General features: G+C 65.2%; 13 protein-coding genes. 4 read left to right on the top strand and 9 right to left on the bottom strand.

Annotated elements, in window-relative coordinates; genetic code table 11:
• Positions 1-236: 236 nt before the first annotated feature.
• Complete coding sequence (locus tag GGD63_RS13960; RefSeq protein ID WP_183242816.1) at positions 237-2,000, bottom strand: ABC transporter ATP-binding protein/permease; 1,764 nt, start codon at positions 1,998-2,000, stop codon at positions 237-239.
• 314 nt (positions 2,001-2,314) lie between these two features.
• Here GGD63_RS13960 and GGD63_RS13965 point away from each other — a divergent pair, with 314 nt between their 5' ends.
• Both GGD63_RS13965 and GGD63_RS13970 read left to right on the top strand, forming a co-directional pair.
• A complete protein-coding gene (locus tag GGD63_RS13965) occupies positions 2,315-3,979 on the top strand; it encodes an L-lactate permease (protein ID WP_183242818.1) in 1,665 nt (554 codons plus the stop codon).
• 139 nt (positions 3,980-4,118) lie between these two features.
• The gene (locus GGD63_RS13970; RefSeq protein WP_183242820.1) at positions 4,119-4,517 is read left to right on the top strand and encodes an META domain-containing protein; all 399 of its coding nucleotides are present in this window, start codon (positions 4,119-4,121) and stop codon (positions 4,515-4,517) included.
• 125 nt (positions 4,518-4,642) lie between these two features.
• On the opposite strand, the gene GGD63_RS13975 is transcribed toward GGD63_RS13970, so the two are convergent.
• From GGD63_RS13975 to groES, 3 genes are all read right to left on the bottom strand, one after another.
• Positions 4,643-5,854, bottom strand: coding sequence for a hypothetical protein (locus tag GGD63_RS13975; RefSeq protein ID WP_183242822.1), 1,212 nt, complete (start codon positions 5,852-5,854; stop codon positions 4,643-4,645).
• Positions 5,855-6,053: 199 nt separating this feature from the next.
• On the bottom strand, positions 6,054-7,685 hold the full coding sequence (groL, locus tag GGD63_RS13980) for a chaperonin GroEL (protein WP_183242824.1): 1,632 nt from the start codon (positions 7,683-7,685) through the stop codon (positions 6,054-6,056).
• Positions 7,686-7,804: 119 nt separating this feature from the next.
• Positions 7,805-8,101: a co-chaperone GroES gene (groES, locus tag GGD63_RS13985; RefSeq protein ID WP_025033779.1), complete on the bottom strand. Its 297-nt coding sequence runs from the start codon at positions 8,099-8,101 to the stop codon at positions 7,805-7,807.
• A gap of 315 nt (positions 8,102-8,416) precedes the next feature.
• Here groES and GGD63_RS13990 point away from each other — a divergent pair, with 315 nt between their 5' ends.
• Positions 8,417-8,935 (top strand): hypothetical protein, encoded by a 519-nt coding sequence (locus tag GGD63_RS13990; protein WP_183242826.1) that lies wholly within the window; start codon positions 8,417-8,419, stop codon positions 8,933-8,935.
• A gap of 209 nt (positions 8,936-9,144) precedes the next feature.
• On the opposite strand, the gene GGD63_RS13995 is transcribed toward GGD63_RS13990, so the two are convergent.
• Positions 9,145-9,930: a protein phosphatase CheZ gene (locus tag GGD63_RS13995; RefSeq protein ID WP_183242828.1), complete on the bottom strand. Its 786-nt coding sequence runs from the start codon at positions 9,928-9,930 to the stop codon at positions 9,145-9,147.
• 61 nt (positions 9,931-9,991) lie between these two features.
• Positions 9,992-10,207, bottom strand: coding sequence for a hypothetical protein (locus GGD63_RS14000; RefSeq protein WP_183242830.1), 216 nt, complete (start codon positions 10,205-10,207; stop codon positions 9,992-9,994).
• A 39-nt stretch (positions 10,208-10,246) separates the two neighbouring features.
• Between GGD63_RS14000 and GGD63_RS14005 the strand changes: the two genes are divergently transcribed.
• Positions 10,247-11,047 (top strand): L,D-transpeptidase, encoded by an 801-nt coding sequence (locus GGD63_RS14005; RefSeq protein ID WP_183242832.1) that lies wholly within the window; start codon positions 10,247-10,249, stop codon positions 11,045-11,047.
• A gap of 186 nt (positions 11,048-11,233) precedes the next feature.
• Here the strand turns inward: GGD63_RS14005 and GGD63_RS14010 are convergent, their stop codons facing one another.
• The 3 genes from GGD63_RS14010 to GGD63_RS14020 all read right to left on the bottom strand — a co-directional run bounded on the left by GGD63_RS14010 (position 11,234) and on the right by GGD63_RS14020 (position 14,099).
• Positions 11,234-12,058, bottom strand: a complete 825-nt coding sequence (locus GGD63_RS14010; protein WP_183242834.1) for a DUF2076 domain-containing protein — start codon at positions 12,056-12,058, stop codon at positions 11,234-11,236.
• A gap of 137 nt (positions 12,059-12,195) precedes the next feature.
• On the bottom strand, positions 12,196-13,041 hold the full coding sequence (locus GGD63_RS14015) for a ChbG/HpnK family deacetylase (protein ID WP_183242836.1): 846 nt from the start codon (positions 13,039-13,041) through the stop codon (positions 12,196-12,198).
• Positions 13,038-14,099 (bottom strand): glycosyltransferase family 2 protein, encoded by a 1,062-nt coding sequence (locus GGD63_RS14020; RefSeq protein WP_183242838.1) that lies wholly within the window; start codon positions 14,097-14,099, stop codon positions 13,038-13,040. Before GGD63_RS14020 ends, GGD63_RS14015 begins: the two co-directional genes overlap by 4 nt.
• Positions 14,100-14,103 lie beyond the last annotated feature (4 nt).

The raw sequence follows: 14,103 nt of genomic DNA on the forward strand, positions 1-14,103 counted from the left end.
ACTACTTACGAGGGCGGCAGAGCGATCTGCCGCCCTTTTGCTTTGGGGTGTGTCGTACCGTCTGTGAGAGAGCTCGGCCTGCATGGTTCGAGACGCGCCGGAAGGCGGCGCTCCTCACCATGAGGGTCTAATACCTGGCCACCAGACGCGACCTCATCCTGAGGGCCCGCCCAAGGCGGGCGTCTCGTAGGATGTGCCGCAACATAGGGCTCAGGCTCCTGGCGGCCGCTGCCGCCTCAGCGCGCCGCGGTCGGCTCCTTCTCGGCCGGCGCGCCGGCGCTGCCGAGGACGTGGATCTCGCCGTCCTGCATCATCGCCACCTTGCGGGTGTGGAAGGCGTCGAGCGTTGAGCGGTGGCCGATCGAGACGATGGTGGCCTGCGGCAGTTTCTCTGCCAGCAGCCGGTACAGCCGTGCCTCGGACGGCTCGTCCAGCGACGCCGTGGCCTCGTCCAGGAAGAGATAGTCGGGTGCATGCAGCAGGGCGCGGGCGAGCCCAAGGCGCTGCTGCTCGCCGAGCGACAGCATCCGGTTCCAGTGACCGTCCTCGTCGAGGCGTCGGGCGAGGTTGGGCAGCCCGACCGCAATCAGCGTGTCCCTCACACGTGCAGCCTCGAACGTATCAGGCTTTGCCGGGTAGACCACGGCGTCGCGCAGCATGCCGACGGGGAAATAGGGGCGCTGCGGCAGCATCATCAGCCGGGCCTTTTCGGGGACGAGGATGGCACCGGTGCCGAACGGCCAGATGCCCGCGATGGCCCGGAACAGCGTCGACTTGCCGGAGCCGGACGGTCCGGTCACCAGCACGCGTTCCGAAGGCTGGATGACAAAGGCATCGGCGGCGACCAGCGGCGTGCCGTTGGGCAGGTTCACGCACAGCTGCTCGAGGCAGATGATGCGGCTGCCGCCCGCGGCCTCGAGGGCGATCGCAGGCTCATGCGCCGGCAGGTTTGCGGCGGAAGCGACCGACATCTCGAAGCCGTCGAGGCGGGCGACGATCGAGCGCCATTCCGCCAGCGACCGGTAAGCCGTGACGAAGAACGACAACGCACCCTGTACGCTGGAGAAGGCGGATGCGGTCTGCATCATGTCGCCGAGCTGGATCTTCTTGGCGAAGAACGCGGGTGCCACCAGCACATAGGGAAAGATCACGGCGGCCTGCTGATAGCTCGCCGTGAACATCGTGAGGCGCTTGGTCCGGCTCATGATGGCGTACCAGTTGCCGATCACGAAGCCGAAGCGATCCAGCAGCCGGCCGCGTTCGGCGCCTTCGCCCTTGAGCAACGCGATCTGCTCGGAGTTCTCGCGGACACGGACGAGGTTGAAGCGGAAGTCGGCCTCATAGCGCTGCTGCTCGAAATTGAGGTTGACCAGCGGGCTGCCGATCCAGTGCGTCAGCGCGGTGCCAAAGATCGCGTAGATCAGCGCGCCCCAGCACAGATAGCCGGGGATCATGAGGTCGGTGCCGAACAGGTGCAGCGGTGCGGCGTTGGAGAGGCCCCAGAGGATGATCACGAAGGAGAACAGCGTCACGATCGAGGAGAGCAGGCCCAGCCCGATCGTCAAGGTCTGCTCGACGAAGTTCTTGACGTCTTCGGTGATGCGCTGGTCCGGGTTGTCGGCCGCATCGCCCTTGAGCTGCATACGGTAATGCGTGGCGCTCTCGAGCCATTCGCCGAGATAGTGCCGGGTCAGCCATTGCCGCCAGCGGATCTGGAGCCATTGGTTCAGGTACAGCTTGTAGACTGCCAGCGCGATATAGGTGGAGGCGAGGGCGACGAAGATCCAGATCTGCGTGACGAAGGCGTCCCAGTCGCTCGCCTGCAGTGCGCTGTAGAACCTGTTCTGCCATTGGTTCACCAGTACATCGATCGCCACCAGCGCCAACTCCATGGCAATGACGGCGCCGAGCAGGCCGCGGCCGGCCCATTTGTCCTCGGATCGGAAATAGGGACCGGCGATTCGCCAGACGATCGCGAGCGTGGCGCTGATGTTCTTCACAGAGCAGGATCTCCTCGAGGGGATGTGCACAAATGCCCTGAGCCAAAGACTTGAGGCAACGGCGAAAACGGGCGCGCTTAGACTAAAGTCGCAAGCTGTGCAATTTGCGTTGGCTTGTCGCAGCTTGCAACCCTAGCATGGGTGCGACGGCGCGGGGCGGGGTGCTCTGGGAATTCGCGAGCTTGTGAGCGGAGGGGAACCGCCGCATTCGCGAGGAATTCGCATCCAGCTCGGGGGTTATCGCTTCCAGCGAAAAGCAGGACCGGCTCTCCACGCGGGCCGTCTGCCGCAAACATGCGTGGGGGAGGAAGACCATGTGGAATCAAATATATGATCCGCTGCACAGCCCTGTGCTGTCGACGATCGCGGCGGCGATCCCCGTCGTCACGCTGCTGGTCCTGATCGCGAGCGGTCGCGTCAAGGCGCATATTGCTGCCATCATCGCCGTGATCATCACCAACCTGATCACGATCTTCGTCTTCACCATGCCGGTGAACATGTCGATCCGCGCCTCGATCCTCGGCATCGTGACCGGATTCTTCCCGATCGGCTGGATCGTCCTCAACGTCATCTTCCTCTACCAGGTGACGGTGGCGACCGGGCGCTTCGAACTGTTGAAGCGCGCGATCGGCGGCGTCACCGAGGACCGGCGGCTGCAATTGCTGCTGATCGCCTTCTCGTTCGGCGCGTTCTTCGAGGGCGCCTCGGGCTTCGGCACGCCGGTCGCGATCACGGGTGCCGTGCTGATCGGGCTCGGCTTCTCGCCGCTCGCGGCCTCCGGCCTCTCGCTGATCGCCAACACCGCGCCGGTGGCGTATGGCGCGCTCGGCACGCCGATCCAGGGCCTTGCCTCCGTCACAGGGCTTGATCCCTACATCCTGGGTGCGATGGTCGGACGGCAATTGCCGTTCTTCTCGCTGATCGTGCCCTTCTGGGTCGTCTGGGCATTCGCGGGCTGGCGGGGCATGAAGGATGTCTGGCCGGCGATCCTCGTCACCGGCGTGTCCTTTGCGATCCCGCAATTCGTGATCTCCAACTACATCAATCCCTGGATCGTCGACATCGGCGCCTCGCTGATCTCGATGGGGGCTCTCATCCTGTTTCTGAAGGTCTGGCACCCGAGGCAGCTGTGGCTGTCGCCGGAGCTGCGCGGACACGACGAGTCGCATGCGACCATGGCGCCGGCGAAGCCGCTCGACAAAACTCCGCTCACGCAAGCCCAGCTCTGGAGCGCGCTCTTGCCGTGGATCATCGTCTGCGTCGTGATGCTGCTGTGGGGAAGCGGCTGGTTCAAGACCTGGGCGAACTCGATCTTCACCTTCAACTACGCGGTTCCCGAGCTCGACAAGATGATCAACAAGATGCCGCCGGTGGCGGCGAAACCGACGCCGGAAGGCGCAGTGTTCGCCTTCACCTACCTGTCCTTCACTGGCACGGGCATGCTGATCGCGGCGATCATCTCCGGCTTCCTCATGGGCGTCGGTCCCGGCAAGCTGCTCGTTGAATATGGCCGTACTATCCGGCTGTGCGCGATCTCGCTGATCACGATCTCGGCGATGCTCGCGATCGGCACCTTGACGCGGCTCTCCGGCGTCGATGCGACGCTCGGTCTCGCCTTCGCGGCAACCGGTGTGCTCTATCCCTTCTTCGGCACGCTGCTCGGCTGGCTCGGCGTGGCGCTGACCGGATCGGACACGTCGTCGAACATCCTGTTCGGCAATTTGCAGAAGATCACCTCCGAGCAACTCGGCCTGTCGCCGATCCTGATGGGCGCGGCGAATTCGTCCGGCGGCGTGATGGGCAAGATGATCGACGCGCAATCGATCGTAGTCGCCTCCACCGCCACCAACTGGTACGGCCACGAAGGCACGATCCTGCGCTTCGTGTTCTGGCACTCGATCGTGTTGGCCTGCCTCGTCGGTGTGCTCGTGACGTTGCAGGCCTATGTCTGGCCGTTCACGGCGCTGGTGCTGAAGTAGCAGGCCACGCCCGGTTTCGACCAAATCCCCGCGGGGCTTCGCCCCCCGCGGGGATTTTTACATTGCACGCAGGCGAACCTTCTCAATGACGCCACCGTCTTATAGAAGGTGCGGCAAATCAGGTCGGTCGAGAGGTGTCATGGTTTCGCTCAAGCAGATGGTGTGCGCGGCGGTTGCAATGCTGGCGATGTCCACGCTCGCGCGCGCCGAGGACGGTTTTCCGTTCGGCACCGAGATGACGCTGGAGGCGTTGCCGCAAGCAGGCTCGAAGCGGATTCCGAACATCGAGATCGGCGACAATGGCGAGGTCGTGCTCGAGCTCTGGTGCAAGGGCGGCAAGGGCCAGTTCTCGGTCGCCGGCAACACCGTGATCTTCGTCCCCGGCCAGATCCAGGATCGCTCCTGTCCGCAGGCTAAGGCCCAAGCCGACGATGAGCTGGTCGCAGCGCTCGGCAGCGTCGAGACCTGGAAACGCCAGGGCGATGTGCTGATGCTGATCGGCCCCAAGCCGCTGCGCTTTCGCGTGAACGGGAATTAGGTTTCTGTCATGCCCCGCGAAGGCGGGGCATCCAGTACGCCGCGGCCTATCGATTCTATCACTGCTGTCTCGGAGTACTGGATCGCCCGGTCAAGCCGGGCGATGACAGCGGTGGGTGCCTGCGCCTACTTCCACACCGACTTGTCGGCGTCCCAGCGCTGGCCCTTCAGCTCCTTGGCGAGCGCCTCGACCGAGCCGTTGTCGTCGGGCAGATCGCCTTCCTCGTCGGCCGAAGCGTCGTCCGAGAGGTTGAGCTTGGCGCCGCTGCTCTCATCAGCGGTCGTGGTCGCGGGGCTGCCGATCCACAGCATCAGCTTGTCGGTGGTGCCGGGCTTGTCGGGCGAGACGAGCCCCGCGACCTCGATCGTATCGGTGAGCTCGAGCGCCGGGTGATCCTGGTTCGGCCGCTTGAACACCAGCTTGAGCTTGCCGGTCGCCGGGTTGAAGTTTTGCGACACCGGCTTTGCCGCGAGCGTCCTGCTCAGCACGCCCGCAACGGCGGCCACGAGCTTGTCGCGGTTGATCTTGTCGCCGTCGCGCCAGTCGGCGGCGGGGAAACGGATGGTGCGGTCCATCTCGGTCATGCCCGCGGTCCAGCCTGCCGCGGTGACGCCCGGCATGGTCTTGAATTTTGCCAGCAGCGCGGCTGCGCGTTCCGGGTCGACCGACATGTTGATGGTCTGCTCGCCGGCGCGCAGCGCATCGCAGCCGACATTGAGGCTCGCCAGCGTCACCTCGACCGCCTGACCCTTCAGGCTCTTCAGGAACTCGGTCGCTGCATCCAGCTTGACCTTCACTGCGATCGCCTCGGGCGAGACGTCGGTGAAATCCTTCGGCTGCGGCGTGATGCCGTCGTCGGAGGTCTGGTTGTCCTGAAACTCTTTCTCGCTGAGATCGGAATTGTCGGGCGAGGTGACCTCGGTCACCACCTGGCCAATGCTGATCTGGCCGCGGAATTCGAACGTGTCGCCGGCCTGCTTGCGCAGCAGCTTGACGCTGACGGGCGCCTTCTCGCCGAGACTCTGCGTCGTTCCGGTCAGCGTCTGGCCGGCGACCTGGAGATTGACGACGAAGCGGTCCTTGCGCTCCGAATTCTTCGCGATGGGGTAACAGACGTCGAGTATGGCCGCCGTCACCGTCTTTCCCTGGCGCGTCTCTTTCAGGATCACGTCGGCATTGCCGTCCATCAGCCCGTCGATCGAGGTGAAATAGCGCGTCTCGGTTCCGCCCGGCGCCGTGGCCTTGGGCGACAGTTTCATCTGGGCGGAGGCGACTTCGGGCGCCACCGCGAGCAGAGCCGCCAGAAGGGCAGTCGAACAAACCAGGAGCGCGCGCATCGACGAAATCCTCGGGCAACGGGCATGATCCGGAAAAGTGTGAAACGGTTTTCCGAGAGGATCATGCCCAAACAATCAGAATCGGCGCCACCGTAGTGGGTTTTGGCCGCCGGTTGAATCGGAAAGCTTGGGGCAGCGTCGGCAAAAAAGAAGGCCGCCCGGAGGCGGCCTTCGCAATACTGCAAGATGAGGACGGCCTTTAGAAGCCGCCCATGCCGCCGCCGGCGGGCATGGCGGGCGGAGCTTCCTTCTTCGGCAGCTCGGCGACCATGGCTTCGGTGGTCACCAAGAGGCCGGCCACTGAGGAGGCGTCCTGCAGCGCGGTGCGCACCACCTTTGCGGGGTCGATGATGCCCTTCTCGACCATGTCGACATAGTCCTCGTTCTGGGCGTCGAAGCCGAAGGTCTCGGACTTGTTCTCCAGGATCTTGCCGACCACGATCGAGCCTTCCACGCCGGCGTTCTCGGAGATCTGGCGGATCGGGGCTTCCAGCGCCTTCAGCACGATGTTGATGCCGGCCTGGACGTCGTCATTGGCGTTGGACAGACGACCCACCGCCTTCTTGGCGCGGAGCAGCGCGACGCCGCCGCCGGGGACGATGCCTTCCTGCACCGCGGCGCGGGTGGCATTGAGGGCGTCCTCGACGCGGTCCTTCTTCTCCTTGACCTCGATCTCGGTGGCGCCGCCGACGCGGATCACCGCGACGCCGCCGGCGAGCTTGGCAAGACGCTCCTGCAGCTTCTCGCGATCGTAGTCCGAGGTGGTCTCCTCGATCTGCGCCTTGATCTGGCCGACGCGGGCCTCGATGTCGGGCTTCTTGCCGGCGCCGTTCACGATCGTGGTGTTCTCCTTGTCGATCACCACCTTCTTGGCGCGGCCGAGCATCTTCACCGTGACGTTCTCGAGCTTGATGCCGAGGTCCTCGGAGATCAGCTGGCCGCCGGTGAGGATCGCGATGTCCTCGAGCATGGCCTTGCGGCGGTCACCGAAGCCCGGCGCCTTCACGGCGGCAACCTTGAGGCCGCCGCGCAGGCGGTTGACGACCAGGGTGGCCAGCGCCTCGCCCTCGACGTCCTCGGCGATGATGACGAGCGGCTTGCCCGACTGCACCACGGCTTCGAGCACAGGCAACATGGCCTGCAGACCCGAGAGCTTCTTCTCGTGCAGGAGGATGTAGGCATCCTCGAGTTCGGCGGTCATCTTCTCGGCGTTGGTGACGAAGTAGGGGCTGAGATAGCCGCGGTCGAACTTCATGCCCTCGACGATGTCGACCTCGGTGTCGAGCGACTTGTTCTCCTCGACGGTGATGACGCCCTCGTTGCCGACCTTCTGCATCGCCTGGGCGATCATCTTGCCGATGGCGGCATCGCCGTTGGCCGAGATGGTGCCGACCTGGGCGACCTCGGAGGAGGCGGCAACGGGCTTGGCGCGCTTCTCGATGTCCTTGATGACGGCGGCAACCGCGGTGTCGATGCCGCGCTTGAGGTCCATCGGGTTCATGCCGGCGGCAACCGCCTTGGCGCCTTCGCGCACGATGGCCTGGGCCAGCACGGTCGCGGTGGTGGTGCCGTCACCGGCGAGGTCGTTGGTCTTGGAGGCGACCTCACGCACCATCTGGGCGCCCATGTTCTCGAACTTGTCCTCGAGCTCGATCTCCTTGGCGACGGTAACGCCGTCCTTGGTGATGCGGGGCGCACCGAAGCTCTTCTCGATGACGACGTTGCGGCCCTTCGGGCCGAGCGTCACCTTGACGGCGTTGGCGAGAATGTCGACGCCGCGCAGCATGCGATCGCGCGCCTCTCCGGAAAACTTGACGTCTTTGGCAGCCATGTCTGCAATCCCTCGTGTTTCGTGTTGTGCCTTGTTTCGGAATGTGGCCGGCGGAACGATGGATGCCCGGACCTCCGCGATCCGGGCATGACATTCAGCGGCCGTTCAGGCGGATGGCCTTAGGCCAGAACGCCCATGATGTCCGACTCCTTCATGATCAGGAGCTCTTCGTTGTCGATCTTGACCTCGGTGCCCGACCACTTGCCGAACAGCACGCGGTCGCCGACCTTGAGGTCGATCGGAATCAGCTTGCCGGTCTCGTCGCGGCCGCCGGGGCCGACGGCGACAACCTCGCCCTGGGACGGCTTTTCCTTGGCGGTGTCCGGAATGATAATGCCGCCCTTGGTCTTTTCCTCGGCGTCGATACGTTTGACCACGACACGGTCATGCAGCGGACGAAATTTGGATTTAGCCATGACGTTTCCCTTTGGAGGCTCGCTTCGGAAGTAGTGGAAGTGGGTGGGGCGGCGCTTCCGCCCACCCTCGTCCCGAGGATCGAACGGCGCGCTTAGCAATCGGGCTTTCCGAGTGCTAATAGTGCGCCCGGGAATATGGCTTGGCCGCGATCCTGTCAAGCAAAGGTGGTTAAGCGATTGGTGAGGCGGATATAGGATGGTGGCATTGGAAACTTGTTCGGGGCGCCGGCGTATCAAAGGACGTCATTGCCCCGGCAGCGGTTTTGCGCTTGGCTGCGTGAGGGGTGCGGCCATGGTCTTGTTCGGGGGAATGCCATGATCAGTTCAGCTCACGCGCGCACGGTCGCCAACCTGGCGGCTGCCTCTTGCCTGGCGCTGCTGCTCGGCGCCTGCGGCGGCGGCATGAACCTGCCGTCCTTCTCGTCGTCCCCGCCGCCCGAGGCGGAGCCCGGCACCGGTCCGGAAATGCCGGCGACCATCCGCGCCGACGAGATCGTCGGCCGCTGGGGCCTCGCCTCGTTCCAGAACCCGGCCGACCGCGCCCGCACCGAGGCGGCGGCGAGGGCTCAGTGCAAGAATCCTTACGTGATCACCGCCGGCTCCTCCGGCGGCGTGATCATGCATCTGGCCGACCAGGCAACGCCGCAGGAGCTGCGGCTGAAGGGCTCGCCCAGCGGCAAGAACTATATCGGGCCGGCCGGTCCCACCCCCGGCGAGCAGGACCGCGAGATCGTCTCCTTCGACGGCCGCGTCCTGATCACCCGCTTCATCGACAAGGACGCCGCCACCCGCTACGGCAACATGGTCTACGTCCGCTGCGCGCCAAGGGCGTAGTTTCTTTCCTCCGTCATGCCCCGCCTAGTGCGCAATTGCGCACGGGGGCGGGGCATCCAGTACGCCGCAGCTTCTCGACTCCAGCGTCGCCGTCTCTGGAATACTGGATCGCCCGGTCAAGCCGGGCGATGACAGCGGAGGGGATGGTGCCAAAACAAAAACGCCGGCCCCAGGGCCGGCGTTTTGCTTTGTCCGTATCTCGCGTCCGCTCAGTCGAACAGCGCGTCGATGTCGTCCTGCGAGGCGTGGCCGACGTCGCCGGCGAGCTTGGGGCCGTTGAGGAGCTTCTCGTCGTCGCTGCGCGTATCGACCGGCGCCGGCACATGGGCCTTGATCGCGTCGACGCCGCCCCAGATCTCCATCATCGCATTGATGTGCTGCTCGATGAACTTCATCGTGGTCATGACCTTGCTGATGCGCTGGCCGGTCAGGTCCTGGAAGTTGCAGGCTTCGAAAATCGAGATGACGCGTTCCTGGATGTCGTCGGCGAGCCGCTTCTGCTGGTCGGCCGAGTCCACCTTGGACATCGCGCTGGCGGCCTGGTCGATCGATTCCGCGGCTTCGAGGATCTGCTGGGTCGCCTGCTCGGTGCCGCCGACGACCGCGCCGAGCTCGCCATTGACCTTGGCCATTTCGCCGCCGTCGAAGCTCTTGCCGTGCAGCGTCGCGATTTCGCGCTTGGTGCGGTCGATGGCGTCGTGGATGAGGTCGAGCTCGACCTTCAGCTTCTCGCACTGCTCGATCTGCGCCCGGTAGGTCTCGAGCATGGTGCGCGCCTCGGAAAGCTCATGCGCGGTCGACGCGTCGATCGCCGCCATGGCGGCGCTGCCGGACAGCGGGGCAGCAGTGATGCCCTTCGCCATCTGGGCGCGGATCGCGCGCAGCTCGGCCATGATCTCGCTGTGCATCGGGGTTGCCTCTTCAGTCACGTCTAGAATGGGCATCTCGCCACCGGCGATATCCTCGACACGAAAACGCTTGCGGTGAACAGCCATCAGAATACTCCCCCCACCTCACTCACGCGTCTTTGTAGGCAGAAGCGATTTAACACGAAGTTCACAGCAGGAACTGTCGTTGCGGCCGCGCGCGACGGCGCGCAAAGAAGCGATTAACCATGCTCGCGCGGCGTTCATCGAAAATAAACGCTGATCGCCAAATTGCCGGCCCGCTCGCGACGTGGTGAATCGAAACGCCCGATACGTTTACCAAACAAAACGGCTTTTGCTTTTTATTGACCACGTCGCGGGCGCGGATCAGCCACCAGACCTGCATGACGCATGTGATCTAGACGAAACAGTACAGAGTACGTCGATGTTCAAGAAAATGTCTGTCGCGCTGCTTGGCAGCGCTTGCACCTTCATTGCCGGCGCGGATCGCGCCGCGGCGTTCGACAACACGGTGCCGAACGATCCACCCGCGGTGCTCTACCAGCCGCGCGTGCCGCCGGCGCCGGTGCGCGTCGCCTCCAATGCGAACATGGGCGGCGGCTTCATCGAGTTCTTGTTCGGCGACGGTCCGGGCCGCGGTCCGGCCTATGCGCCCGAGCGGCCGGTGTATCAGCAGCAGCCTGGCTATTACGACCAGCGCCGCCTGCCGCCGATGGGCGAGCCGCAGATGCAAGGTGCGTCTCTGCAGCAGGAGGCGATCGATCCGCGGCAGCGTCCGTTCGATCCGAAATTCGAGAAACAGGTCGTTGACTATAGCGGCAACGAAAGCGCCGGCACGATCGTGGTCGATACGCCGAACAAGTTCCTCTATCTCGTCGAGGGCAACGGCCGCGCGATGCGCTACGGCATCGGCGTCGGTCGTCCCGGCTTCACCTGGTCCGGCGTGAAGTCGATCACGGCCAAGCGCGAATGGCCGGACTGGACCCCGCCGGCGGAAATGCTTGCGCGCCGGCCCGATCTGCCCCGGCACATGGAAGGCGGCCCGGAAAACCCGCTCGGCGCCCGCGCGATGTATCTCGGCTCCACGCTCTATCGCATCCACGGCTCCAACGAGCCCTGGACGATCGGCACCAATGTCTCCTCCGGCTGCATCCGCATGCGCAATGAGGACGTCATCGACCTCTACGGCCGCGTCAATGTCGGCACCAAGGTCGTGGTGATGTGATGTGTTTGCTTCGCCTCTCCCCGCTTGCGAGGAGAGGCCGCATTGCATCGGAGATGCAATGCGGGTGAGGGGGAGTCTCCGCGAGTCCAACTCTCACTCATTTTGCGGAGAGAGCCCCTCACCCCGACCCTCTCAGCGCGAGCGAAGCTCGTCGCGCCCCCGTAAGGAGGGGGAGAGGGAGAAGAGTCACGCGTAATCGCTGCCGCCGTCGTCACCGCCGCCGAAATCGCTGTCGTCGGCCATGTCCGTGTTGTCGTCGCGATCGTCGTCGTAGTTCTGGTCGTTGTTGTCGCGGTCGTTTGAGGCCTGGTCGAGGACACCCTGGCGGGAGTCGCGGTTCGATCCGATGTCGTCGAGGCCGGCATCGCGCGCGAGCGAGCCGCCGGACTGGTCACTGCCGCCCCAAGGACTTCCACCAGCGCCGCGGTCGCCGAGGGCGTTGGTGTCGCCGAAGGCCTGCTGGTGCGATCCGCCCATCATGCCGCGGATGCTCGAGAGCAGCAGCGAGCCGCCGACGACGCCGGCCGCGGCTGCCGCCGCCGTGCCGAGGAACGAGCCGCCGCCACCGCCGACCGGCGGAGCGCCATAGCCCTGACCCGGGCCTTGGCCGTAAGCCTGTCCATAGGGAGGCGGTGCGCCGTAGCCCGGCTGCGTCTGCTGCATCGCCTGGCCGCTGTTCCAGACCGGCCGCTGCTCACGCGGCGGCACGTTCGGAACCGAGCCACGCGACGGACTCGACCCGAACAGCGTGTCGCGCATGGTATCGAGGAAGCCTCCGGACTGGGCCGGCTCAGGCGCATGGGCCGCTTCCAGCTCCTGGATGCGGGCATTGGCGCGCTTGAGGGCTTCATCCTGCACCAGCGTGGTCTGTACCAGCGCGTAGACCGCGCCCGGCGCCTTGCGCAGGCCGTCGGAGATCGCAGCGATCGCGTCTGGATCGCGCGGTGCATTTTCCAGCTTTGAAAGCCGGTCGAAAAGGTCGTCGACGAGCTGGCGTTCCTGCGGCGTCATGATCTGTCTCCTTCGCGCAAAACCAAGCGCGCAGGAGATGTAGGGTTCCATTGTGGCCCCAACAGTGCCGGCCGGATTAAATTTCGGTATGCGACAAGCTGCCTCTTAGCTGCCCCTTGGCCCGCTTTTCGCCGGTCTCATGCCAGTGTCACGTTGCTATCCGCCAGCAGGCGCGCGAAGGCATCGCCCGAGAGATAGGCGTGCTCGCGCTCGCGGACGTCCGTCATCGGATCGAGGCCGGCGAGGATGTCGTCGACGAATCCGGGATGGCACATCACGAGGCCACCGTCGGGCAGGCCTTCCAGAAACTGCCGCATCAGCGCGCCGAAATCGGCCGCACGCGTGAAATCATAGGCGCCGGCGAAGCCGGGATTGAAGCCGAGGCCGGCGCCGCCGGCGCGGCGGCGGAATTGCGCGCTGAGGATGTCGAGCACCATGGCTTTGGGAGAGGCCAGCCGCTGCGCCAGCGGCAGGTCGCGGCCGCCCTGGCGCACCCACGCCTGTGGCGCAGCTTCAGCGACCGCATCGACAAAGCCGTCGCGCACCTGCGGATAGAGCTGCACATGCTGATGGCCGTCGACGAAGTCAGGCGCGCGCCCGAACACATCCGCGAACGCCGCGAGCTGCGCCTTCACCTCGGCGCGAAAGAATTCGCGGTCGAGCCGCCGTGCAAGGCCGGCGCGCAGCAGCTTTGGAAAGGGCATGAACATGTCGCCATCGAGGGGACGGAAGTGCATGGTGAGCGGCCGGAACGGCGCCGACAGCGTGACATGCAATCCGATCGCGCAGCGCGGGCTGGCTTTCACTGAAGCCAGCAGCGCCTCGGCCTCGCTGCGTTCGATCGCAGCTCCCACCATCATCACCGACGTGGCGTTCAGGCGGCCGCGTTCGATAAGGTCGCGGATGGCGCGGTTGACGCCCGGGCTGATGCCGTAATCGTCGGCGCAGAGCCAGATCCGCCGCGGGCTCGCGGCGGCGCTCATTCGGCTGCCGTCCTGCTCGAGGCGTCCTGGCTCGAAGCATCCTGGGCATTGCCGGCCTCGAAATGCTTCTCGCTGTGCTCGGCGACGAAGTAGATCGGGCGCGCCTTCAGCTCGGAGAGGATCTTGCCGATATATTCGCCGACGATGCCGATCATGATGAGCTGCACGCCGCCGATCGTCATCAGGCCGACCACGAGCGAGGGATAGCCGGGGACCTGCTTGCCGGTGGTCCAGACCTCCCAGAGGATCGACAGGCCGAACAGGAAGGCACCGCCGGCGAGCACCACGCCGAGCAGGCTGGCGAAGCGCAACGGCGCCACCGAGAACGAGGTCAGGCCCTCGATCGAAAGACCAAGCAATCGCGCGGCGTTGAAGGTGGTGACGCCATGGGCGCGCGGCGACGGCTCGTAGTCGACCCGGATCTGGCGGAAGCCGATCCAGCTGGCGAGACCCTTGAAGAAGCGGTTGCGCTCCGGCAATTGCCTGAGCGCTGCGACCGCGCGCGGCGACAGCAGGCGGAAATCGCCGGCGTCCTCGGGAATCTTCTGGCGCGCGCCCCAATTGATCAGCGCGTAGAAGCCGTGCACGGCGAGGCGGCGCAGGAAGGGCTCGTTGTCGCGATGCGCCTTGGCGGTATAGACGACGTCATAGCCGTCATCGATCCAGTGCCGCACCAGCTGCTCGACCAGGGCCGGCGGATGCTGGCCGTCGCCGTCCATGAACATCACGGCGCCGAGCCGGGCATGGTCGAGGCCGGCCATCAGCGCCGCCTCCTTGCCGAAATTGCGCGACAGCGACACCACCTGGACGTCGATCGCATCGGCCGGCAGCGAACGCGCGATCGACAGCGTCGCATCCGCGCTGCCGTCGTCGACATAGACGACCTCGCAGGGCAGCCGATAGCGCTGCAGCAAGGTTTTTGCGAGATCGCAGATCCGCTGGTGCAGGGCGGCGAGGCCCGCCGCCTCGTTGTAGACGGGGACGACAATCGACAATCCCTTCGCGGCGGCGCTCGTCGCGGTGGTCGTCAGGCCGGAAACGTCAGAGCCCAGCGTCATCGAT

It is taken from the genome of Bradyrhizobium sp. cir1 (assembly GCF_014198245.1).
In the GTDB taxonomy this organism is placed as follows: Bacteria; Pseudomonadota; Alphaproteobacteria; order Rhizobiales; family Xanthobacteraceae; genus Bradyrhizobium.